Here is a 24,297-nt window from a genome sequence, read left to right as displayed (position 1 = left end):
ACTCTCTACGTCATGCCCTCGAAAGAGGGCATCCAGTAAAGCCTAATAAAATCGATCAATTACAGAGATGAGATCAAGAGTCAGCCCTTAACGTAGCGAGGGATGTTGTCTTGTGGCTTTATACACTAGATTCGATAGGACCATCTTCAGAAGGTTGTTCAGGAGGTGGCGCAGGTACTTGCATCGGAGCTTGTACCGGCTTACGCAAAACATAAAGTGGTCGATTATATTCTGGCGAATAGGTATTTAGAATTTCAAAACCAATTGCACGAAAATCTGCTGCCGATAGTAGGGGATCGGTTTTAGAAGCAACAATCATCGCCCCGCCTGGAGGTAGTATATTAAATGCTTGTTGAGCAGCCCCTTCGGCAACTTGTTTAGTTAGCACTGCACTTGCTAAAACTCCTGAAAATATTAATACTTTTGGGTTTATATTTAGCTCATCAACTTTGTTTGCAAGTTGTTCACCGCTGAAATTTTTAAAAGAAATATTTTTATAAGGATAAAAATTCTCTTGAACATCATCAAATGCCTTCTTTTTATTATTAGCCTCTAAACGGCTAGGCCGATTTGGCTCTGCACCAATAATTTTATATTCATTTTGTGCAAATGTATCATTGAGCCTTAGGGCTAGATCGCCTCGGCCTGAACCCACATCTAAAATAGTATCGCCATTTTTTAATATGTTTAGATCACGCAACAGACGTACACCAGATGAAATCGCAGGATATACTTTTTTTTCATAGGCCTCAACAGTGTCAGGTTTTGTCATCTCAATATCCCACCGGTCATCAGCTAAAGGAGGGACGTTATAAATTCTTGATTTATCGTATTCAAATCTATTTCCGGGTATCTCACTTCCACAATCTAACATACGACCAAATAATCCTGTTTTTAAATCGCCTGCTTCACTGGGGATAAAAATCTTTGTGTGTTCTGTGCCATCAGCTAATTGCATCTTTAATAATACTGTTCTTGCATTTTCATATGCAGTTACCTTTAATATATCTTGAGCTGGCTCACCGTACTGCATACCGCTACCTTCAGTATTGACTATTATGTGCTGGCATTTAAGTAAGTCGTTTTCAGTTAGAGAAGCAAATGTGCCTCGAATATTATGCGGATCTGCTGCTATTGGCATATCAAGCATTTCATTAACTAACTGATTAAAGCTGGCATAGTCTGCAAGTATAGATGGTTGATCGTCAAAAACTACTATTGCTTCTTCAACATCATCAGATGCCTGCGGTGCTGGTTGCATAACATCTTCAGATTCTGGTGGTGCTAAAGCATTGAGTACTTTTAGTGGTTTTAAAGAATCAAAAAATTCAGGGGCACGTACCTGCACAACTTTTTTACTGCGATTAGCCAGTAAATGCTGACGTATTTTTTCGATAGCATCCACACTGGCGACATAATTTTGTCCAGTAAAAACTGCATCTAATTTTTTTTGAAATTGCGCTTGGCTTTGCAGCTGCTCGTTGGTAATTTCAAATGTTGTATTAATACCGAGATTTGGATTAGTCATTGAAACTTTCATCGCTTGTATCCCTGTAATTAAAAGTTTCAACAATATCTGCCAGCTTAATGAATTGTGGTCAACAAATAGAACTTAATCTTTGCCATAAATTTGACGCAGGTTATCTCCTAAGTTACACCGAAAATATTAAGTTTTTGCATAATTCTGGTGCGCGCCAGAATATGTAAAAAAATGAAGCGACTGCGGAGGAAACATGTCAGGGCTAGACAATCACGCCATCTCTTTAGGTATTCATCACGTCGATCACCCCATCAACAAAACCAATGTCTGTATCAATGATGAACGTCTCACCAAAGAAATGCGTATTACTTTTGATATTGAAGAACTTTCTAGCTTCTTTGCTGGTTTTATAAAGCCAGACACAGATGCTCTTTTTACTATCGCTGGTTGCTAAAACATTTGTTAAGCTTAACTTCTGTAATGAGTAGCGATACCAAAAATAAAGCTGGCAATAATACTATTTTTAGTGTGCGCAAACCCTTACCTGTCGTATCAGCTACAAGATCAAAAGCCGCAGCAAAATCTGAAAAAGTTCGTGCTGATGTTGAGGCCGGAAAAAAAGAGCACCAGCAACAAGTATGGAACAAACTCGATACTGCCATGGAAACAGCTATCAAAAAAAAGCAGAGATTTAATCGATTTAACAAAAAGAGCTAAGCATTCTTAAAGTAAGCCTAGCTATATTATTACCTGATGATTTTCACATTAAACCAGTTTCCACGTACCTTTTTTATGAAAATATTTTTCGTTTTTTTGATGGGTATATTCTACCTAGAATTTGCTAATTTTTAAGTTATTGCTTCATTTTTCTTCAATATTTTATATAGTTATAAAATATTTCTCATGAATAGCTTAAAGTTTTTTAAGGTGTCTTAGATCAAACAATATCTCAAATTTGTTACTTAAAATTATTTTTACTCTAAGTAGGTTATCACATTGCTAAACGAAATTTTCTTACTCTAAGTAGTGAGTTTTATTTATACGATCAATTTATATTACTGTAGCAATTATATGGCTTGTATATTTCGTTAAGGTTGTGTTACGCCAGTGGCGAAATAGGCATTTGACCATATGGCACTACATTACAATATAGGATAGTATTAGCAGCTTGATGTATGGCGTATTGAAAAAATGCTTTACCACTTTTAGCATAGCGCAATTTCAGGTCGTTACAGAAGCCGCTTACAAAGTAGTTAAAGTAAGATTGACGTCTGCGCGTGGGTGAGCGAGGGTGTCTTCACACTCACGAAAAAACACACTTCCTTATGAGAGAAGCCTGCGTTGATGCGCGTTCAGGCAGGACTTTAACGGATTGATCTTGCTGGAGGTTTTAAAAATCATGACAGATGTAGCTGGTATACAAGTCGACAAAAACGAACTTACATATCATATAAATACCCAAAGCACAGAACTACGGAGCACAGAACTGCGTCGAAATGGTAAAAGGAAAACTAAAATGCGCTCCGCTCAAAACAATTATACAAGAGAAGGACTAACTATAACGCGACGCTGGACTACCGCGGGTCTTGATCCCTTTGATCAAATCGAATGGCAACTGCGTAGTGCGGTTATCACTGGCGAAGGCGGTCGTGTTGTTTTTGAGCAACATAATGTTGAAGTACCAGCAAATTGGAGCCAATTAGCGACTAATGTTGTGGTTTCAAAATATTTTCGCGGTTCTATCGGTGCGCCAGATCGTGAAAACAGCGTTAAGCAGTTAATCAGTCGTGTTGTGCAAACTATAGCGGCATGGGCTGAAAAAGGTAATTACTTTGCCAATGGTGAAGGTGTCAAAATTTTTGCTGATGAATTGAAATATCTCCTGGTTAACCAAAATCTCTCCTTTAATAGCCCCGTGTGGTTTAACGTTGGGGTTGAAACTCATCCGCAGTGCTCAGCCTGCTTCATCAATTCAGTAGATGATACAATGGAGTCGATTCTTGAACTTGCAAAAACCGAGGGACGCCTATTTAAATATGGCTCAGGTACCGGTTCAAATCTTTCACCAATTCGAGGCAGCAAAGAATTATTAACCGGCGGCGGTCAAGCTTCTGGTCCGGTATCGTTTATGAAAGGATACGATGCCTTCGCTGGGGTAATTAAGAGTGGCGGTAAAACTCGACGTGCGGCAAAAATGGTAATTCTTGATGCCGATCACCCTGACATAATAGATTTTATCAATTGCAAATCCAAAGAAGAAAAGAAAGCCTGGGCCTTGATTGATGCTGGCTATAATGGGGCCGTTGATGGCGAAGCTTATGCTTCAGTTTTCTTTCAAAATTCTAATAACTCGGTGCGAGTCACTGATGAGTTTATGAAAGCTGTTGAGCAAGACGGCGTCTGGAAGACAATTAATCGTGTTGATGGTTCAGTGGCTGAACATCATGAAGCGCGAAAAATCATGCAGCAAATTTCTGAAGCTGTGCACTTATGTGGTGACCCAGGTTTGCAATTTGATACAACCATTAATGATTGGCATACTTGCAAATCGACAGATCGCATTTATGCTAGCAATCCTTGTAGCGAATTTATGTTTTTAAATGATTCGGCCTGTAATTTGGCCTCGCTTAACTTAATGAAATTTCGCGATGCCAATGGTGAGCTTGATGTTGAAGGTTTGCGCCACGCCGTAGATATCTCAATAACTGCACAAGAAGTTATTGTTGACGAGGCAAGCTACCCCACTGCACGCATCGAAAAGAATTCAAAAACATTTCGACCGCTTGGTTTAGGTTATGCCAATCTTGGCGCTTTATTAATGGCCCGCGGGCTTCCTTATGATTCTGACAATGGTCGCGCTTATGCTGCAGCCACTACTGCTTTAATTACTGGTGAAGGTTATGCCCAAAGCGCGCGCTTGGCAGAAATAAAGGGAACTTTTGAAACCTATGCGCAAAATGCTGATTCAATGATAGCAGTCATAGAAAAACATCGTGCTGCTGCTGATGATATTGATGACTCATTAGTACCACCATCATTACTGCAACCAGCTAAAGTCGTTTGGAATGATGCACTTGAGTTAGGTAAAACCTTTGGTTACCGCAATGCTCAGGTTACCGTGCTAGCCCCTACCGGCACCATTGGCTTCATGATGGATTGCGATACTACCGGTATCGAGCCTGATATTTCTCTAGTAAAATATAAAAAGCTAGTTGGTGGTGGCTTATTAAAAATGGTTAATGGCACAGTGCCAGAAGCCCTTGATCGTCTTGGCTATCAAAATGGCACTAAAGCTGCAATTCTTGAGTATCTCGAAAAAGAAGAAACGATTGAAGGTGCGCCCTTATTAAAAATGCAAGATTTAGCCGTATTTGACTGCGCCTTTAAACCATTAAAAGGCAAACGTTCAATTGCTCCCATGGGGCATGTTCGTATGATGGCGGCAGTACAGCCTTTTATTTCTGGAGCAATTTCTAAAACCGTTAACATGCCTAACGAAGCAACCGCCAATGAAATTGCTGATACTTATATCCAAGCCTGGAAATTAGGTTTAAAATCTATTGCGATCTATCGTGATGGTTGTAAACGCTCGCAGCCACTAAATACTTCACTAACAACCGACAAAAAAGAAACTGCGACAAAAATTGCGCCAGCGCGTCGTCGTTTACCTGATGAGCGGCAAGCAATAACCCACAAATTCTCTATTGCTGGTCACGAAGGTTACATCACCGTTGGTTTATATGAAGATGGTACACCGGGCGAAGTCTTTATTACCATGAGTAAAGAAGGTTCAACTATTTCTGGTCTAATGGATTCTTTGGCAACCTCAATTTCATTAGCACTACAATATGGCGTGCCGTTGCGAGTATTAGCCGACAAGTTTTCTCATACTCGTTATGAACCATCTGGCTTTACCGGTAATCGTGAAATACCTATAGCTAAGTCAATCACTGATTATATCTTCCGCTGGTTAGCTTTAAAGTTTGTTAATGATGCTATGCAACCCGCAGCTCCGCAAGATTTAAGTTCAATGGTTTTATCGGCGCAAAAAACTTTGCCTGGTATTGAACTTAATGAGAAAGCAGTATTTGCAACCCAAGCAGATGCACCTAGCTGTTCTGAGTGCGGCTCAATCATGATTCGCAGCGGTGCTTGTTATAAATGTCAGAACTGCGGTTCAACTAGCGGCTGCTCTTGATTTATTACTAATAGTATTCTCAGTATATTTATGTAGCCTTGCTGCCTTTTTTATCAATGCGCCCTAAGCTCCATTTAAGTAATGGTGGGGTAACTAATGTAGTCACAATAACCATCACCACTACCGCAGAAAATGTCGCTTGATTAATAACTTCATGACCACCGATATAAAGAGCCAAACCGATGTTGGCGAAGATAAGCCCAACCTCACCACGCGGAATCATCCCAATACCAACAGATAATCTATCAATACCTTTGCCTAACACTCCGAGCGAACAAATTTGTTTACCAATAATCGCCACCACCGTGAGGGCCACTGCTAAACCTAAAACACCTGGCTGCATAAATGAGCGAATATCGGTGCGCATACCCATAACCACAAAAAAGACCGGCACTAAAAATGATGATATCGGATGAATCAATTCATCAAGACTATGTTCACCGCGATCGATAAAATCATGATAATGTGTCTCTTCTAAAATGAGACCAGCAGCAAATGCACCAACTATAGGAGCTAAACCTATTAAACCAGCCAGCCATGAAAGAAAGAAACAAAAACTAAGACCAGTGGCAAGCAACATACCACGGGCGCGCATTTTTGAAGCTAGCACAAACAAACGTTTAGATAAAAGTAAGCCTAACACTAATGCGCCAACTAAAAAACCAATGGCTTTGGCTAATGTTAAAGCAACTTCACTCGGGGTAAATTCTGCACCTTTGTTTGCCGCAACAATTATTCCTGTGACCACCGCCAAAATAACTAGACCTAGCACGTCGTCGATAACCGCTGCCCCTAGTATGATACGCGCTTCAGTGCTTTTTGATTTATTGAGGTCTTTTAACACTCGGGCGGTAATACCCACGCTGGTAGCGGTTAAGGTGGCACCAATAAATGCGTGTACGTAAGAACTTTCGTGAGGCATTAGCCAAGAGCTTACTCCCCAACCAAGAGCAAAAGGCGCAATGACACCGAACATCGCTACTAAAAGTGAGGAAAGCCCAACTTTCAGCATTTGCCCAACTGTTGATTCAAGTCCAACTTCAAAAAGCAAAATCAGCACTCCAATACGCGAGAGCATGTCAATTGCAGCATCGGTTTTGATAGCTTCAAAACCATGAAAGCCTAACAATGAAAGGTTTCCGACAATTACGCCGCCAATCAATTCACCAAGTACTGCTGGCTGACCTAATCTAACCGCTAAATCACCACCTAAGCTGGCTGCAACAAGAATGATTACCAAAAAAAGGGCAACATTAGTTACTGGGTCAGCATGACCACCGGCTTCATTAGCAGTTGCAAGTGCGGGATATAAAAAAGTTGTAACTAACGCTAACCACAAAGTCATGAAAGTTTTCCTTATATTAAGCTCAACATAGTTGGTGCCTAAATTATATATATCTCTAATATTTACAAGCTTGCCGTAATACTAAAAACGCAGATTATCTTAAATAACAACTTCTAACTCATCTTGCATAGGTTGTTTAAAAACTTTTACTACTTACAGTTCACTTACAGTTATATCATATTGACAATTAATTACACTGGTGTATGGTTTGGTGTATGAGAACTAATATTGTACTTAATGACGATTTAATTAGTGAAGCACTGCGACTGTCACAAGCGACAAGTAAAAGTGCTTTGGTCGAAGAAGCCTTGCGACTTTTTGTAGAAGTACGTTCTGAAGAACAATGCCGCAAAACCTATAAAGAACGCCTTCTTAAAGTTCAACAAGCTGTGGCGAACACACGTTTTCGTGAAAGTAGTTATGAAATATTGCGGCAAGACCGTGAACGCTAATGAAAACCTATATTCTTGACACTAGTGTAGCTTGCGCTTGGTATTTGAATGAAAAAATCGCAACAGCGGCGCGCAACTGGCAACAGCGTCTGATAAACAATGAAATATCTATTATTGTACCCTCACTACATTATTGGGAATTTGGCAATGTTTTGCGCACCTACGTACGTCGTGGTGAGCTTGCCACCAATCTTGCATATGAAATTTATCAATTGCATTTAGAGGCACCCTTAAAATTAGCCGAACCTAATAATCTCGCGGTATTACATCGTGCCTTAGATTATCAGGCCACTATGTATGACGCTGTTTATATTGAATTAGCGTTTTCGCATAAAGCGCCGCTTATAACTGCTGAGCGTAGCACTACTGCGTGGGTTACTAAAATGGGTAAATTGGTTCACGCTTTATAAATGTATTAATCGAGTATACCTACTAATACATTAGCAGAGCTGATCTAAATAGTTTTAAAAAAAAGCAATAGTAATCATCCTAGTGCGGCTGTACCCAGGGTAGGCTAAACTTATAATATAATTGATCCGTTTATTTAAGTATAGTTCTTCGGCCACGTGGAGAATAAAGGCATGCCGCACAATCTATCTCGTTCTGTTTTGTTATTCTCGCTCTCAATCTTTTCGCTGATAGCCATTAGCTCACCGCCGTCATCATCACTTGCGCAAGAGCAAGGCATCAGTGCCGGTGTGCAAGAATACTATGTAGTCGGGCGCGCGAGTCATGTTTATGAGTTCATGAGAGTTCTTGCACCTGCCCTTTCTGGCGGTATGGTTAGTGTAATCTCAATAGTTGCAACTACTGACAATGAAAAAGTTTATTATGACCATTGGGAAGATGGTTATGATACTGACATTTTTAACTCGCAAGGACCTACCACTGAAGTATATAACCTCAATCGCGGCGAAACTTTATCATTTGCTAGTGCTAATGGCACAAGCGAGGGCTGTAATGACACTTCTCCAGAAAAAAATTGTTTTATTCCAATACCCCGAGGCACATTAACTCGCTATGATGGCGGCGACCGCGTTGTTAGTGTTGGTGGCCCTATAAATCTTGTAATAAATATGTATCCAGCAAATACTACCTACAATCAAATGGGCGGTGCTATAGAAGTTTACGCCAAACAAACACTCACAGGTTATCGTGAATATCATATCCCAATTGGTACAGATTTATATGATAATAATCATTATAAACCGTTTGAATATGTAGACTTAACTGTAGTATCGTATGAAGATGACAACCTAGTTAGTATTAGTAATAGTAATGGTACGGTGCAAGTAACTTTAAATAAAGGTCAGTCGTATTCAACTAATGGTTATCTTGACGAGACCACCGCAAGCAGTCTTAATGTACTTGCTGGTACTATTGTTAGGGCCGCAAAAGATATTCAGGTAGGTATTATAACCGGGCACCATACAACTTATCGCTCTGATTTATTTAGCGCTATTCCTATTAGATTATGGGGACGCGATTATGTAGTACCAATTACAGGTAATAATACTTATCGTGTAAATGCCTATATTTTTAATCCTAATAGTACCGCACTTACGGTTTCTTTTTATGATAGCAGTGGTGAGCGTGGACCTTATGTAATTCCTGCAAAATCTGCAAGCGCCTTATCGGTTCTGACCGGTTCTGGCTTAATAGCTGGGTCAGGTTTGCGTATTAGTGGTGACCAACTTTTTTGGGGAGTAATAGATATTGATTATCTTGATCGAAGCCATGATTGGGGCTTTTCACTCATGCCCTCACGTATGTTGAAAAACGAATATTTTATACCTTGGTCACCTACAGGAATTAATCCTCCTGCAGGTGCGACAAACGGCTCACCAATATGGATTACTCCACTTTACGATAATACTACAATAAATATTAGTAATGACGATGGCACTCGAACAACTAGTCAAATACTTAATACATTAGATATATACCAATTTTACGATACTACTGATGACGATAATGCAGGCACTAATATAACTGCAAGCGGCCCAATTGCTATCTCATATGGTGAAGCTCATAATGCTCCCCCTGCAGATCATGGGCTTGATCTCGGCTACACCGTATTACCATTAGCACAAGATTTCGTTGATCCGATTTTATCCCTCAATATGAATAAGTCAGACACTTTGATTGCCGCATCAGGTGGCGATGCCCAAATAATTGTTGAAATCACATCAGGCAACTATGACACTATTAGCAATACTAGCTATTCGGTAAGCTTTCCAGATACCATTACTTATAAACCAGGGACAGCAACTTTTGAACGACCTGATCTAAGCACCTTTAATCTTGAACCAAGCGATAGCATAAATGGTGGAATACGCACCCTATCTTGGACGTTATCACCAACTGAAAATCTTGATAACTTTGAAACTTTAACTCTTACCTATCAATTAACTTTTAGCTCTGGTTTAACTAACCAAAGTTATACACTTAATGCCCATGCTGATGGCGAATGGTCTGGTTTAATACTTACGCCATCTACTATGCATACAATTTCTAAAGCTTATTTAGCCTTAACTAAAGCCGTTGACCAAAGCAACGCTGCAATTAATACAAATCTTACTTACACAATTACATTGCAAAATATTGATATCTCTAATCAAGCTGACAATGTAGTTATCTCTGATTCACTTACCGAAGGTATCGATTATGTCTCTGGTACAACCTGTACCCCAAGTTCAGAATTTAGTGGTGCAGGCACCATAACTTATACTGGCAGCAGCCGTAGTGTAAGTTGGGATCTGGGTGATGTTGATCCAAGTGCAAATATAACTTGTACTTTTACTGCTATTTTGCAACCACTACCAGAAGGTAGTGCGGTAACAAACTATGCGCGAGCATCTAGTGATACTTTTACTGGGGTAACTTTAACCTCAAATACCGTTAGTACTACGGTCGCTTATCCTACGTTCACCTATGTGCTAAGTGCCAGTGCACCAACTTTACTCGGACCTAATGACACTATTACTTATAGTCTAGTGATCACCAACACTTCAAGTATTAATGCTACCGGTTTGGTTTTGACTGACATTATACCTGCCAAAACTAGTTACATATCTAACAGCATTACTCTTGATACTGGCAGTGGCCCATCAGCTATAACTGATGCTGGTAGTGATGATGAAGGTGATTATGATGTAACAACCTCACAAGCTATTACAGTTAATCTTGCTTCACTTAATGCTGGCGATGATGCTACAGTTACTTTTCAAGTACAAACCAGTGTTAGTGTAACAAGCTCAAACAGTATCATTAATATTGCAACTGTCGAATCAACTTATACTGCTCCGCAAAACAGCAACTCTATTACTTTAGCCATTACCGACGCTGATGAAGATGGTTTAAGCTCCACGGTTGAAGCATCTTTAGGCACTAACCCTGATTCTGCTGATAGTGACGGAGATGGTATCAGTGATTATGTCGAAACCAATGGTGGCTCAGCAATTAATACTGACGGTACTGATAACATAGACGCGCTTGATCTTGATAGCGATAATGACGGGATTAATGATTCGGTTGAAGGCACTACTCAAACTGATAGTGATGGCATTCCCGATTATCGTGACTTTGACGATGATGACGACGGCTTGAGCACTGCTAATGAAATTATCGCAACTACTGATCCATATGATGCTGACACTGATAACGACGGCATCAACGACAACATCGAAGTTGGCGCTGATCCTAACAACCCGCTTAATTCAGACGGTGACGCTGATATTGACGCCAAAGACATTGATAGTGATAACGATGGATTATTAGATGCTAATGAAGGCACCGGCAACATTGATAGCGATAGTTTACCAAATTACCGTGACCCAGACGATGATGGCGATGGCATTAGCACTGCACAAGAAATTCTTGATGCCACGGCCATGGCCGATGATGATCCTGATAACGACTTAACCTTAAGCTGGTATGACACTAATAGCGACGGCGATAGCAATAATGATGCTACAGAGGGTCGCGGTGATAATGATGGTGACGGTATTCTAAATTACCTCGACGCTGACGATAATGATGGACCTACTGGCGACGCTGATGGTGATGGCGTAACTAACAGTGATGAAATTACCAACGGCACTAACCCCAATGACTCCGACAGTGACGATGACGGCGTAAACGATGGCGACGAAATTACCAACGGCACTAACCCCAACGACACTGATACTGACGATGATGGCCTAAGTGATGGGGATGAAATCACTAATGGTACTAATCCTAACGACTCTGATAGTGATAACGATGGTTTAAACGATAACGACGAAGTTACCGCTGGCACCAATCCCAACGATATCGACAGTGATGATGACGGTGTACCAGATGACAACGAAGTTGACTATAATCAAGACACTGATGATGATGGATTAATTAACGCCCTTGACCCAGATTCTGACAACGACGGAATCTTTGACGGTACCGAAAGTGGGGTTACTGAACCTACCACTGGTACAGATGTTGATAATGGAGCGTTTGTATCTGACGCTGACCCCACAACTACCACTGATCCAACTTCTGCTGACAGCGACGGTAGCGGTGCAACTGATGGCGCTGAAGATGCAAACCACGATGGCCAAATTGATACTGGAGAAACCGATCCCAATAACCCCGCTGATGATGGCGGAGTAATCGATAGCGACAATGATGAGTTATCTGACGCTGAAGAAATAAATTTTGGTACTAACCCCAATGACGCTGACAGCGACGACGATGGCGTTCTTGATGGCGATGAAGACAATTGGTCGCATGACACCGACGGTGACGGCATTATAAATACTCTCGACCCCGACTCTGACAACGACCATATACTTGACGGTACTGAGAGTGGCGTTACTACCCCGTCATCAGATACTGTTGTTAGCAATGGCCATTTCATACCCGATGCAGACCCCTCGACCACAACAAGTATGGTCTCTTCAGGTACTGACGGAGGCATTCTTGATGATGGTGCCGAAGATACTAATCACAATGGCCGCATTGACTCTGGTGAAACTGATCCAAATAATTTTACTGACGACGTTTCTGTGATAGACAGTGATGGTGATGGCTTGAGTGACGCTGAGGAAAATATGCTCGGTACCGACCCAAACAATGTCGATTCAGATAGTGATGGTGTTAATGATGCTATTGACGAGTGCCCTACTGATGCCACGAATCAATGCAACAGCTCGTCATCGGCTTCATCGACGACACCAATATCTTCAATAGTTAATTACAAGCTTGCTGGTGGTGCTTGTCATGCTCTCCCAGCATCATCTATGGGTATAATGAGTGTACTAAGTGCATTGTTACTAGCTATACGACGTAAACGTGCAAACAAAAACTCTTATTAGCTAAGATGAGGCGCAAAACAGCTATGACCACAATCAGGTCTATCTCTTACGCTGTAATTATCTCACTTATACCAATGTTTGCATACACACAGAGCGAAGTTGCTAGCCGTAACTTTCCGGCTGAACGCTTTCGCCCCTCTACTTCAGCCTCAGGCATTATCGACACTGAGACCGCACTAGTGCCTGAACCGCTAACTTGGGATTTGATGTTGTGGTTGAGTTACGCCAAAGATCCCCTAGTACTTACCAGAATAGAAAATAACCAAAAAACTAGGCAACCGTTGGTTGCTCATCGTCTCGGTGGCAATCTGGTTGGTTCAATAGTATTATTCAGTCACTTACAAGTTGGTCTTGATCTACCAATGGCACTTTATCAAACCGCCTCAGACAAAGTTAATGACGTTATTGATGGCGCTAAAAATATTAAAACTGTGGGCTTGGGCAATTTACGCGTGGCGCCGAAGTTACAAATATTAAATGAAAAAAGTCATATAATCAGCCTTGCTTTAATTGCCAGCACCTTGGTACCAACTAAAACCGCTAGCGCCTATTTTGGTGATGCCAAAGTAGGTTTTGTACCAGAGCTAGCAATATCTCGTCGTATTGATGCCTATACCTTAGCATTAAACGTCAACTATCTATCGCGCACAAAACAAAAAATTGCTAATTTAGTTGTTGAAGACGAGTTAGGGTATCATGCTGCTATTTCATATATACTAGACCGTGACGCAGCTAACCCGGTTACCGTTGCTGCTTCTATTTTTGGCTCTACCTCAGCCAAAAGACCATATGTGCGTAGTAATCAAACAGCAAATGAAATTCTATTTGGTATAACATATGGTATACTTCCTAATTTTGATTTCACTGCTGCAGGTGGTTTTGGATTATCAAAAGGCTTTGGTACCCCAGTTTATCGCGGCCTAGTGGGCTTGCGTTTACGCACTGAACGTGAAGCTGAACCTGAAATAGTACCACCTCTACCGCCGCCACCAACAAAAGATAGTGATGGTGATGGTTTATTAGACCCGGATGATAAATGTCCTAATAAGGCAGAAGATAAAGACGACTTTGAAGATAATGATGGATGCCCTGATCTCGATAATGATAAAGACAATATTCTCGACGTTGACGACCAATGCCCTAACGAATCCGAAAATTTAAACCAATGGCAAGACGAAGATGGGTGTCTTGATGAAATACCAGACAAAGATGGTGATGGTATTTTAGATAATGTTGATCAATGTGTTGATGCGCCTGAAGATAAAGATGGCTTCCAAGATGAAGATGGATGCCCAGATTCTGACAACGATGCTGATACTGTACCAGACAAACTTGACAATTGCCCTAATGAACCTGGCTCAGTTGCATTTCAAGGTTGCAAAGCTAAACAATGGGTGAAACTTGAAGGGGATAAAATTGAAATTAAGAAAAAGATTTTCTTTGAATCTGGTAGCGGCAAAATACAATCTCGTTCTTTTGAACTAATCGATAATATTGCCAAAGTATTACTTGATCATCCCGAAATTGAGCTAGTACGTATCGAAGGTCACACTGATAATAAAGGTCCAGCCAAACACAATAAAAAGCTATCACAATCTCGTGCAGATGCGGTGCTAAGCTATCTTATTAAAAAAGGCATTCCATCAAAACGTCTTATGGCGGTCGGCTATGGCTCTGAACGGCCAATAGTACCTAATAAAACTGCCAAAAATCGTGCTACCAATCGCCGCGTTGAGTTTGTAATTGTAAGCAAAGAATAAAAGTTTAAAAAAAATTCTGCTAAACTAATTTTTTGATAGAAGAATCTTTTTGGATTTTTTTAATAAAATTTTCCCCGCTTGAGGATGCTGCTATAAAGCGACAATATTGCAACCTTGACTTAATGCAACACATCTAGCATAACGCTATTTATAAATCTTACCTATATGGGAGGAACACATAATGAAGTGGCTTAAATTTGGTTATGTTTGTTTGTTTTCATCTGTTTTAGCGCTAACTAGTTGTGGTGATGATACAAAGGCTTGCGTTTCATCAAATTGCGATTTTGAAAGATGTCTTAAAAATAATAAACACTGTCAACAAAATATTGATGACCATCTTGATGGTTGTGATTGGGAAGAAACCAGTGGTGATTGTGATTCGCATGGTTTTCCATATCAATGCCGAGGCAATTTATATACCTACGACGCATCAGATTGTGCAGTTTATTTATAAACTTTACTTCAGTACTTAAAAACTCATCAATCAATAAAAGTTGCGTATTTAATTTTAACCTAAATTAAAATTTCTCTTGCCTTCGTACTGAACATCTGTTCAACCATAAAGAAACCAAACTCGAAGATGAAAATGAAGACGAAATACTGGCAGCATAAGCTAAAGTAGTAAGAATTACCTATAGCACTCACTATGGTGTATAAGTTATTTCAATTCCATACGCTTGATCTTATCTACCGTAATCGTATGCGCGCCATAGTCTTCATCAACCTTGCCTTCAATAATGTATGGATGTTGATAATCTAACATGTGACAAAAACGCCGGTACACCCTCGGAAAAAATGTACATTCCATTAATCCCGTATCATCTTCAAAAGTAACAAACTCCATGGGGTCACCTTTATTAGTGGCCACCACTTTGCCGGTGATTAAAAAACCGACACCGCATACGCGCTTACCAGTGTAATGTGATAACTCTTGTGCCTTAGTAATTTTTTTAGCAAGCCTACTTACATCACATAAAATCAAGGGATGCTGAGCACATAAAAAACCTAAAGCCGTCATTTCAGCATGCAGTAAATCGCGCGGGTCATCAGGTAATAATGGTGGTGGGGGGATATCATCGTCACTCCCGCGAAAGCGTGAGTCCATCATCAGGTTAGATTGCATCGCGCTCTTCATTCCCGCCTGCGCGGGAATGACGGTGTTATTATCTTCACGCCGAGCTTTTGCAGCACTATCTATGGCAAATAAATCACTTTCATTTTTCTTACTCGTAGCATCACGCCAAGCTGCTAGTTGCCACAGCAAAGCCGCATGACTTGCAATAGCATTTGCTGTGTGCCGTCTGTAAGGTTGAGTATATTTTACTACGCTCAGGGTCCTTGGGATAACATTACCATATTCCTCGCCAACAACTCGTCGGGATGACGTATTCGTAGCCTCATCTACAACAAGCGAATCAAAAGCCCGCGCATGAATCAACAAACGTGCTTCGGGTTCTTCGGGACGCACTCGCTCTAAAAAATCAATAAAACTTTTATAAGGCCGCCGAGCAATTATTCGCTCACTCGTCTTTATACTCAGTCCACGTAACGTCAGCCATCCGGGGCGCATCGTGCCATCTTTACCCTGCCAACACATTTCGCTGTGATTAATATCAGGTGGTAATATCTTTATACCTAAGCGCTTTGCTTCAGAAACATACGCAGCTAATGAATAAAAGCCACCTTGATTACTAATCACCGCTGCCATAAATTCTGCCGGAAAGTGCGTCTTAAGATATGCCGCTTGAAACGATACCCGCGCATAAGAAGCACTGTGGGGCTTGCAAAATGAATAGCCATCAAACGAAAGAATCATCTCCCACACGCTAGCTATCTTTTCATTGCTGACTCCGCGCGCCCGCGCACCTGCGACAAAGCGTTTAAAAAAATCAGGAAGGCGCTTAGCGCGATCACGCTTGCTCATCACTTTGCGCAAAGCATCAGCTTCAACATGTGAGAAGCCCGCAAGGGCCTTTGCCGCTTTAGCAACATCTTCTTGATAAACCATGATGCCATAAGTGTCATCGAGAACATGTTCAAGCAGCGGATGAATAGGCTGCCACTGACCACCATGTAAACGACGCAAATATTCATGGATCCATTTGTTAGCAGCAGGTCTAATTACACTACTGTGTATAACAACATGCTCGTAATCACCGCGTTTGGCTTTTTGTTGCAATAAACGTGTAGCAGGGCTTTCTATATAAAAGCATCCCATGGTCTGACCTTTAGCAATACAATCTTGAGTAGCTAAGTCGTCTTCAGGCTCCCAATCCTGCTCAGCAAAATCACCATGCAAACGAATGTTGGCGATAGCATCACGAATTACTGCAAGGCTGCGGTTGCCTAATAAATCAATCTTCACTAACCCAGCAGTCTCAGCGCCGTCTTTTTCCCATTGAATAATCGGCACTCCTTTGGGTGCCATTTCAATCGGCACATAATTATCAATAGGTTCTGGGGTAATTACTATGCCGCCTGGATGTACAGAAATATGGCGCGGTATACCAATTAACTGTTGTGCTAATTGCATGATCTGGGGCCAAGGCTCGGCAAAATCTAAATCTTTAAGCTCGGGCAACTTTCGTAAACGCTGTAGCAATGAAGCACTATCATCGTCTTCTACCTCATGCCAAAACCAAGGCAGGCGTTTTGATACTTGGCCAATTTCACCGTCGGTTAAACCAAATACTTTAGCAGTTTCGCGAATAGCCATCCGCGGTTGAAAACTGGTAAAGCTAGCGACCATAGCGCAATGACCGCGGTGTTCTGTTAGCACTGTGTTAATGGCCGTATCACGTTCATCCCAAGCAAAATCAACATCGATATCAGGCGGATCACATCGCCCCGGGTTAAGAAAGCGCTCAAAGTAAAGATTGAATTTTATTGGGCATACATTAGTTATACCCAAACAATATGCCACAATTGAAGCTGCTCCACTACCACGACCACAAATACGGGACGAGCGTTTAACAATTTGTTCTACAACTAAAAAATAACTAGCAAATCCCATTGAACATATTATATTAAGTTCATATTCAATCCGCTCAACCACCGTTTCATGTAACTCAGCGCCATAACGTTGCTCTGCGCCTTGATAAGTAAGTGCGCGCAATAGCTCATGACTATTGCCATCACTTGTTGACAAATCACTTTGTTCAATTAATGGTGGCATAACTATACCAAAGTTGGGTGCAGTATAATTCAAACGCTCAGCTATTTCTTCACTTGCTCTCATCACTTCAGGCCAAATTGCAAACCGTTGCTCATACTCCGCAGGACTCGCTAAAAATGCATCAGCAGGCGCAACTTCGTTTGGGAGTAAGCATGAAAAACTTGTGTTGTTAGCAATAGCACGAAGCAGTCGATGTAAATTGTATTCTTGCGGGTAAACAAAAAAACTTGATGGTACTGCCACTGCATCAACTCCTAAGTTACGCGCTAATACTCGTGCTCTTACTGCCTGCGGCGAAGGGTTACGTGGCAGGGCTGCTGCTACCGTCACTCCTGCCTCATAAAGCGAGGCCAGTAATTTTGCTGAGGGCACTAAAACATAAAGGCCTAATGCTAACGAAGGAAGATCCTTAATAAGCTTAAAATCTTTTTGGCAATGACGCTTAGAAATCAAACGACAGAGATTGCGATAGCCAAGTTCATTTTCAACCAAACAAACAACGCGTTGCTTAGAATCAGGCTCAGTTAACTCAGCACCAATAATCGGGCTAATGCCTACTTCACTGCAGGCCTGCAAAAATGGCCATAAATTATAAAGATTGTCAGTGTCAGTAAGCGCCATACGACGATAGCCATATTTAAACGCTGCCCTAACAATAGCCTCTGGTGCTGCTACTCCCCACCCTAACGAACCATTTGATCGCGTAACTAGTGGTATCATCGTGCGATATCTGGTACATGTTTATGGTTCACGTGTTGTTCACGACCAAAGCTCAATACCGTAATCCCAAACTTTTCTCTAATCGCGTCAATAGATTTTATCAAACGCTCGTTTTTTTGTATAAGTTGATCATCAGGTTCGCCAAACAACTCAAGCTGTGCTGGCGGAAAACACAAATGGTTTAAACACACTTGCAAATGTCGTATCCGCACCCGGCGAGTCCACGCTAACTCAAGAATTTTTTGTGCTGCTGTAAACAAACGCCAAAGGCTTGCACTTGCTGGTTTAAGACGAGTCTGCCGTGCCACTCGTATACCGTCAGAATAATCAAGTGTGAGACCAAGACATTGCGCGCATAAGCGCCGCTGGCGTAACTCGTGACTGGTAGTATCTAACAGTGCAAACAAAACCGCATGCAAAATCTCGCTATCATTAGTGTCATCGCCAAAATCATGATCTGCCTTAACCTCAGGTAGCTTCTGCCCCACGGGTAACACTGGCGAAGAATCAATGCCACGCACTGCTTCGTAAAGTAAACGCCCACGTTTAGCGAACACCACCTCAAGTTGCGACTGATTCCAAGTTAACACTTGGGCAATCTGCACAAGACGAAACTCTCGCAAACGTATTAGCTCATCAGGTTCAAGGCCCGGCAGCAGCGACAAAGGCAATGGTGATAAAAAATCTTTTTCATCACCTTCTTCTAAAATGTATTCACCAACCGGCTTAACTATACGAGTAGCCATTTTAGCAAGCAGTTTATTGTGCGCTACTGACCAGATCGGATCAAAGCCCAACTCAGCTCGCACTGCCTTGCGAATACGCCAAGCAACATCATAAGGCGGTCCAAACAAACGATGTGTACCAGTACTATCGATAAACAAATGGCCATTACTATCGGTCATCTCTACTAAAGGCGAATAAGGCAGCGCCTGCTTTAACAAAACGCGCATGGCTTGCTCGTAGCGATCAGCGTGCGGGGCAATAACCACCGTATCGCGACACAAACGTCGCGCCCGCGCTAACGACATACCTTTGCGAATACCACACGTATAGGCCTCATCACTCATGTCAAATACAGTTGCGCGCACAGCAGCCGCCGAGGCAATAACCACTGGGCGCTCACGCAGACGCGCATCAAGAAGACGCTCTACGGCAACCGCAAAATCAGCAACATTAAGATGTATTATGGCGCGCGGTTGCATGTAGTTCGGTTATACCTATTAACCCCCCGCGCGCCATCCTGCCTCGGTTAGTAGCTTCACTAATTGCTGAGCATTGCGGGGCGCTTGACCACGCACGTGGTTGTTAAAAAACAACACGCCGTTTTTGGCGAGGGTGATCATACGCTGCAGCTTTTCTTCAAGCCACTTAGCAAGTTCGTCGTCAGAATAGTTATAATCAAACTGCTGCGCCATTTTGCCCGAACCCCACCCTTTGGCATTGCGACCATGAAAGCGCACATAAAAAAGTTCGGGGTTACTCACTATATCTAATGAAGGAAATAATCCCGGCAGGCTCGGCTCATCTACCGAAACTAGCGTCACCTGGCGACGCTCAAGCTCCGTAAAAACCTTACCGTTTGCCCATGAAGCATTGCGAAACTCAACCGCTAACGGTAACCCCTGCAATTCTTCAAGCAACGCACTTAAATAGTTGCGATTTTTTGTCGAACGCTCAAAACCAGCACTAAATTGAATTAAAATCGCTAAAAGCTGCCGCGATTGCAACAGTGGCGCGATACCATGACGGTATTTGGCTGCCTCGTTTTGCCAAGTTTTAGCATCAATTTCATGAGTCATAGTGCGGGTAAGTTTGGCGCAAAACTTAAAAATAGGCGGTACCAAGGCACGCTGGCGCTCAATCGCTTCGGCGCGAGGCATTTGATACCAGGTGTAATTAAGCTCAGTAACCGCAAAATCACGCGCGTAAAGTGGCAACATACGCGCCGACTTAGTACCAGGTGGATAAATCCCAGCGTCTACCCACTCGGGATACGAATAACCCGATGTACCCACCCAAAGCGAAACACCACTAGTAGATTCAGATGGCTGTAGTTTTAACAACGTCATATGTTTTTTACCTAGACTGTACAATTGTTCAGTATTACTAAATACTCAACTGCTGTCAAGCATACGGGTAAGTTTATGCTCTTTAATGCTGCCTTTAATAGTGCCGCCTTTAATGGTGTGTTAGACACCATAATCCATAATTTCATACGTAGTCTGACACCCATAATTTTTCCCATGATTTTTATAAAAATGATCACGTCTATGTAATTTTTTTATTACTTTATGTTTAGTTCGCTTTACTTTTTGTATATTTTATATTACTATAGTTATTATTCGTACATGCAATTTTGGAGATAAAAATTTAATGAGCCGACAAGCTGGCGTAATTCCTAATCTACACTTGGTGTTAATCGTATATTACGGTTGGCTCTCGATGTATTTTGCATGGGGTATCACTACTATTTTTCTTTATCGTCGAGGCTAAAATAATGAGTTCTAAAAAACATAGTAATTTAACCAACCAAATTCGGCGATTACGTTTTGAAAATAATGAAATGACCCAAGAGCAATTAGCACAAGAAGTAGGAGTCACGCGGCAAACCATTATTGCCCTTGAAGCAGGTAAATACGTACCATCTCTAGTCTTAGCAATACGAATCGCTAAAACATTTAATAAACAAGTAGAAGAAGTTTGGTGTCAGACCCCTGACACATGACATATAAAATTTAATTATATTATGTATATTTATTCCAGCCTAAATCATGCCCACCAAGCCCTATGCTGCGTTGCGTTATTACGTCAAAAAATATATATGCAAAAATTTTTATCTGATCTATAATTTTCAGCTGCTTTAAAAAACTCGAGTGACAGATAAAAATTATCTGGATTTTAAGGTTTTTTTAAGAGTCTACGTAATGTCTGAAATGCAGGCACAAACACAACGCACATACATTCAAGGTAGTATTTTATATGCATTGCGTAACTATATTTTATATAAATATCGCACGATCAAAAATAACGCAGCATAGACATATAGTGAGACAAAAATACCCTTAAAAAAATAGCGTAACAAAAAATCATCGAGTATTCTACATTACTCTCCTATTGTTTTTGGTGGAAGTGATGCACTCGATTTTGATCAGAAAATTGGAGATGGCCAATGTTTAAATCATACAGTGCAACACACACTATTGCAATGAATACTCCCAATATTATAATTCCCAAACAAAAAGGGATTGGCATCTGTCATATAAGCCATTTTGTTCGTGAACGTTTCGGAGAACAAAAATGGCAAACCGTACTATCTAATTTATCAAATGTAGACGCACGTGAAGTCAGTGCTTCTATTGCTATAGCATGGCATGATTTAGGTTTATTCGCGCGTTTATTGCATAGTGTTGTTGACACATGTAGCCCCGGAGATCTTTCAATACTAAGCGAAATTGGCGCATACGAAGCAGATCAAGATCTGGGCGTCTTTATTAAATTCATCATCAAAACACTTAGCCCTATTAGCGTAGTGCGCTCGGCTACTAAAATATGGAATCGTATCCAAAATACTGGTGAATGGGAAATCAATACTGGCCATAATATGTTAACTGGTATGCTAAAAAATTGGGGTGTAATTGATCGTTATTTATGCTTAGAGCTGATGGGTTATCTTAAACGTCTAATAGAATATACTGGTGTAACTAATGTAAAGGTAAAACATACCAGATGTCGCGCTGATGGTTATAATGCCTGTCATTTTGACGCTGAATGGTAAAAAAACATACAAAGTGAAATAAATAGTATAATATAAATCTATTCTTTTAATAATTCATAATCATTATAGTAATAATAAATATATAAACCATGTTATATTTAAGCTTCTTCGAAGCTATTACCTAATTCTTGTATTTCCTCAGGAGTCTTACCTAACATACCAAAACGCTTACCAATAATACGGCAAGCTTCAATAGCTCGATCGATGTCTTCGTCAGTATGAGTCGAGCATAGCGTCCAGCGTAAAATAGATTCTTGTTTAGGTACAGCTGGATATGCAACACTGCCGCATTTAATACCTAAATCAAACAATTCACGACTGAATTTAAACATAAGGTTCATTGAACCCATGAATACTGTTAGAATAGCACTATCTGGCTCTGAAACAATTAAACCAGCATCATAAAGCCCTCGCCATAAACGCCATAAATTGTGCCATAATTTATGCCGATGATGTGGTTCTTCTTTAATCACCTTTAAGGCTTCGGTAAGCGATGCACAAGTGGCAGCCGGTAAAGCAGTAGTAAAGAAGCCTGACGCCGCAAAAAAACGCAAATAATAAATGAGATCTTTACTACCGCAAACATAACCACCTATACCACCTAATACTTTACTTAGGGTGCCCATAAGAACATCAGCTGCACCTATCATATTAAAGTGTTCTTCTATGCCACCACCTGTTGGTCCAATTACACCTAATCCATGAGCATCATCTATCATTAATTTTGCCTTATACTTCTTTGCAATTTCAACAAGCTCAGGAAGCGGTGCTAAACGTCCATGCATACTAAATATACCATCACTAATGATCATTTTGCCATTACAACCATGGCCTTCAGCAGAATTGATAATTCTCTCAAGAGCCTGCATGTCGTTATGTGGATAAACACGTATAAATTTTGATTTTGTAGCGCGACACCCTTCATGAATACTTGCATGTACAAAACGATCACGAACGATAAGATCATTAGAACGTACAAGTGCAGTAATAGTTCCTAAATTGGCAGCAAAACCACTCGGAAAAACAATAGCATCTTCGCGCTTGTGAAAATCACATAGTTCTTCTTCAAGCTCACGCAAATACCTATTTGTTCCTGAAAGTAATTGCGCGCTTGGAGTACCAACACCCATTTTCTCAATAGTTTGTATCGCAGCTCTAACTACACGTGGATGGCGGTGCAAACAAAAATAACTATTAGAATCAAAACATAAAATTTCTTGCTCGCATCTTTTTAATGGATTGAAGATAGTTACTCTATGATCAATAGGAGAAGTAAGAGTAACTCGAAACATCGATTGATAAAGACCCTTACGTTGTACTTTCTTAACATATTCATAAAATGCTTTACATTTATCAAATATATCATATGATTTTAAATCGCGGAAATCTGCTATGCTTATATTACTTAGCTTATCATCTTTTAAATCAATACTATCATCTTCATAAGATACCAACTCAGATGCAACATAACCAACGGGTTGTAAATATTCAGAGGCCTTTTTAAGTATCTCATTGCCTAAGATTGCAAAACGTATTCCGATGTCATGAACTCGTAGAGTGTCATCATTAAAAAACATACGCTGCAAACGTTTAGTTACACCTTTGCCAAAAGATAATATTTTATCGTCAAGCCGTAAAGCAATATCACTGAATACTAAACCAGAATATACTGACTCAGGTAAACTCCAAGTCAAGCAACTTAAACCTGTATTAGATATATCTTTAAGAGGAGCATATACACATTCTTTTTTATCTATCGTTAATACTACTTCTACACTTTTACCACTTCGAGGAATAAACCTCTCAGAACGAGAATAGTAATCTTTTGACATGGGCCGCATTTTACTTATGAATTAATTTTTTACAATTAAATACTGTTATTATTATCAGAATAGTTATGGGCAAAAATAATAGTATATTATAAGAGGTTACATTATTAGTATAATAAATTATATGCTATATATTAACTATTATCTATTATGATAGTATTTTACAACAACAGCAATTATTCAATCTTTAAAAAATATTATTAGTATTT

At 40.6% G+C, this 24,297-nt stretch carries 16 protein-coding genes; 10 read left to right on the top strand and 6 right to left on the bottom strand.

From position 1 onward, the window contains the following. Nucleotides 1–118: 118 nt before the first annotated feature. Nucleotides 119–1,540 carry a hypothetical protein gene (locus tag JW841_14520; GenBank protein MBN1962152.1) on the bottom strand — a complete coding sequence of 474 codons (1,422 nt, stop codon included), beginning with the start codon at nt 1,538–1,540 and terminating at the stop codon, nt 119–121. A gap of 193 nt (nt 1,541–1,733) precedes the next feature. Here JW841_14520 and JW841_14515 point away from each other — a divergent pair, with 193 nt between their 5' ends. From JW841_14515 to JW841_14505, 3 genes are all read left to right on the top strand, one after another. Beyond that, nucleotides 1,734–1,934 (top strand): hypothetical protein, encoded by a 201-nt coding sequence (locus JW841_14515; protein MBN1962151.1) that lies wholly within the window; start codon nt 1,734–1,736, stop codon nt 1,932–1,934. 26 nt (nt 1,935–1,960) lie between these two features. Then, nucleotides 1,961–2,197 (top strand): hypothetical protein, encoded by a 237-nt coding sequence (locus JW841_14510; GenBank protein MBN1962150.1) that lies wholly within the window; start codon nt 1,961–1,963, stop codon nt 2,195–2,197. 799 nt (nt 2,198–2,996) lie between these two features. Further along, nucleotides 2,997–5,678 carry a vitamin B12-dependent ribonucleotide reductase gene (locus tag JW841_14505; protein MBN1962149.1) on the top strand — a complete coding sequence of 894 codons (2,682 nt, stop codon included), beginning with the start codon at nt 2,997–2,999 and terminating at the stop codon, nt 5,676–5,678. A gap of 28 nt (nt 5,679–5,706) precedes the next feature. On the opposite strand, the gene JW841_14500 is transcribed toward JW841_14505, so the two are convergent. Continuing rightward, on the bottom strand, nt 5,707–7,023 hold the full coding sequence (locus JW841_14500; GenBank protein ID MBN1962148.1) for a cation:proton antiporter: 1,317 nt from the start codon (nt 7,021–7,023) through the stop codon (nt 5,707–5,709). A 203-nt stretch (nt 7,024–7,226) separates the two neighbouring features. On the opposite strand from JW841_14500, the gene JW841_14495 reads away from it, so the two are divergent. The 5 genes from JW841_14495 to JW841_14475 all read left to right on the top strand — a co-directional run bounded on the left by JW841_14495 (nt 7,227) and on the right by JW841_14475 (nt 15,040). Then, nucleotides 7,227–7,475 (top strand): type II toxin-antitoxin system VapB family antitoxin, encoded by a 249-nt coding sequence (locus tag JW841_14495; protein MBN1962147.1) that lies wholly within the window; start codon nt 7,227–7,229, stop codon nt 7,473–7,475. Continuing rightward, a complete protein-coding gene (locus tag JW841_14490; protein MBN1962146.1) occupies nt 7,475–7,885 on the top strand; it encodes a type II toxin-antitoxin system VapC family toxin in 411 nt (136 codons plus the stop codon). Before JW841_14495 ends, JW841_14490 begins: the two co-directional genes overlap by 1 nt. A 171-nt stretch (nt 7,886–8,056) precedes the next feature. Then, on the top strand, nt 8,057–12,826 hold the full coding sequence (locus JW841_14485; GenBank protein ID MBN1962145.1) for a DUF11 domain-containing protein: 4,770 nt from the start codon (nt 8,057–8,059) through the stop codon (nt 12,824–12,826). Nucleotides 12,827–12,900: 74 nt separating this feature from the next. Then, nucleotides 12,901–14,586, top strand: a complete 1,686-nt coding sequence (locus JW841_14480) for an OmpA family protein (protein MBN1962144.1) — start codon at nt 12,901–12,903, stop codon at nt 14,584–14,586. 181 nt (nt 14,587–14,767) lie between these two features. Then, entirely contained in the window at nt 14,768–15,040 is a 273-nt protein-coding gene (locus JW841_14475) for a hypothetical protein (GenBank protein MBN1962143.1), read from the top strand. A gap of 204 nt (nt 15,041–15,244) precedes the next feature. On the opposite strand, the gene JW841_14470 is transcribed toward JW841_14475, so the two are convergent. From JW841_14470 to JW841_14460, 3 genes are read right to left on the bottom strand one after another with little or no spacing between them, the layout of a single operon-like run. After that, nucleotides 15,245–18,481, bottom strand: a complete 3,237-nt coding sequence (locus JW841_14470; protein MBN1962142.1) for a DNA polymerase III subunit alpha — start codon at nt 18,479–18,481, stop codon at nt 15,245–15,247. Then, nucleotides 18,478–19,686, bottom strand: coding sequence for a hypothetical protein (locus tag JW841_14465; protein ID MBN1962141.1), 1,209 nt, complete (start codon nt 19,684–19,686; stop codon nt 18,478–18,480). Before JW841_14465 ends, JW841_14470 begins: the two co-directional genes overlap by 4 nt. An 18-nt stretch (nt 19,687–19,704) precedes the next feature. Further along, on the bottom strand, nt 19,705–20,553 hold the full coding sequence (locus JW841_14460) for a DUF72 domain-containing protein (protein MBN1962140.1): 849 nt from the start codon (nt 20,551–20,553) through the stop codon (nt 19,705–19,707). Between the two features lie 428 nt (nt 20,554–20,981). Between JW841_14460 and JW841_14455 the strand changes: the two genes are divergently transcribed. Together JW841_14455 and JW841_14450 are read left to right on the top strand one after the other, a co-directional pair. Next, nucleotides 20,982–21,209 (top strand): helix-turn-helix transcriptional regulator, encoded by a 228-nt coding sequence (locus tag JW841_14455; protein MBN1962139.1) that lies wholly within the window; start codon nt 20,982–20,984, stop codon nt 21,207–21,209. A gap of 444 nt (nt 21,210–21,653) precedes the next feature. Next, on the top strand, nt 21,654–22,259 hold the full coding sequence (locus JW841_14450; protein MBN1962138.1) for a hypothetical protein: 606 nt from the start codon (nt 21,654–21,656) through the stop codon (nt 22,257–22,259). Nucleotides 22,260–22,357: 98 nt separating this feature from the next. Here JW841_14450 and JW841_14445 read toward each other — a convergent pair whose 3' ends face one another. Beyond that, nucleotides 22,358–24,091, bottom strand: a complete 1,734-nt coding sequence (locus JW841_14445; GenBank protein ID MBN1962137.1) for an aminotransferase class I/II-fold pyridoxal phosphate-dependent enzyme — start codon at nt 24,089–24,091, stop codon at nt 22,358–22,360. Nucleotides 24,092–24,297 lie beyond the last annotated feature (206 nt).

The organism is Deltaproteobacteria bacterium (assembly GCA_016931625.1).
Taxonomy (GTDB): domain Bacteria; phylum Myxococcota; class XYA12-FULL-58-9; order XYA12-FULL-58-9; family JAFGEK01; genus JAFGEK01.
Note: the sequence above shows the minus strand (reverse complement) of the source record. Positions and strands in the feature narration are given on the sequence as shown.